General features: G+C 63.1%; 1 protein-coding gene. It reads left to right on the top strand.

Annotation, left to right across the window (positions count from 1 at the left end; all coding sequences use genetic code 11):
• Window positions 1-250: 250 nt before the first annotated feature.
• The coding region (locus D1614_RS27985; protein ID WP_194086723.1) for a cache domain-containing protein at window positions 251-766 on the top strand (516 nt) is incomplete at its 3' end.

Raw genomic sequence — 766 nt, 5'->3', positions numbered from 1 at the left:
GGGGTCGATTTGAAGGGCCTCGTGCATGAGCGCGTGTTTCAACACGATGGATTGCCTGGGCAATCACGCGGGGCGTTGCCTTTTATCGCCCCCATCCTTTCGTAGAAACGGGTTTTGCCGCCTCAAGTTCGCGTGTGCGGTGCCGTAGCAGCTTGAGTGGCCCCCGACAGCCAGCAGTCGGTTCTGGAGGGCGCTACGGCAAATACCGTACGCAGTCAGATTCATGGAAAAGGTTTGGCCTAGAAGAATCATGATCTCCTCTCTCCGCACCCGAATTCTCCTCATCTCATCGGCCACGGTCGTCGGCGCCCTCGCCCTGTCCGGCGCTGCCACCTATTCCATCGTGCGCTCCAACACGATGGAATCGATCGACCAGAACCTGGCTGCCATCGCCAGCGGCAATACGCTCGCCATCGACAAATGGGTCGCGGCGAAGGCGCAGGCCGTCAAGGCCACCGCGGGCGTGATCGAGCACGGTGACCCGCAAGGCTTCGGCAAGCACATGGGCGACGCCAACGGCTTCCCCATCATCACGATCGGCTGGACCGACAAGAGCTTCATCTCCACCAGCGCCACCACGCCGAAGGATTACGACCCGACGGCCCGCCCCTGGTATAAGCAGGCCCTTGCCGCAGGCCAACTGCTCGTCACCAAGCCCTACGGCGACGTGTCGACCGGCGTGCCGTACGTTTCGTTTGCAGCGCCGCTCGTCAAGAACGGCGAAACCACCGGCGCGCTCTCCGGTGCCGTGCCGCTCGACGGCGTG

Origin of the sequence: Maribellus luteus (assembly GCF_003576475.1) — a bacterium.
Lineage (GTDB): Bacteria > Bacteroidota > Bacteroidia > Bacteroidales > Prolixibacteraceae > Draconibacterium > Draconibacterium luteum.
Note: the sequence above shows the minus strand (reverse complement) of the source record. Positions and strands in the feature narration are given on the sequence as shown.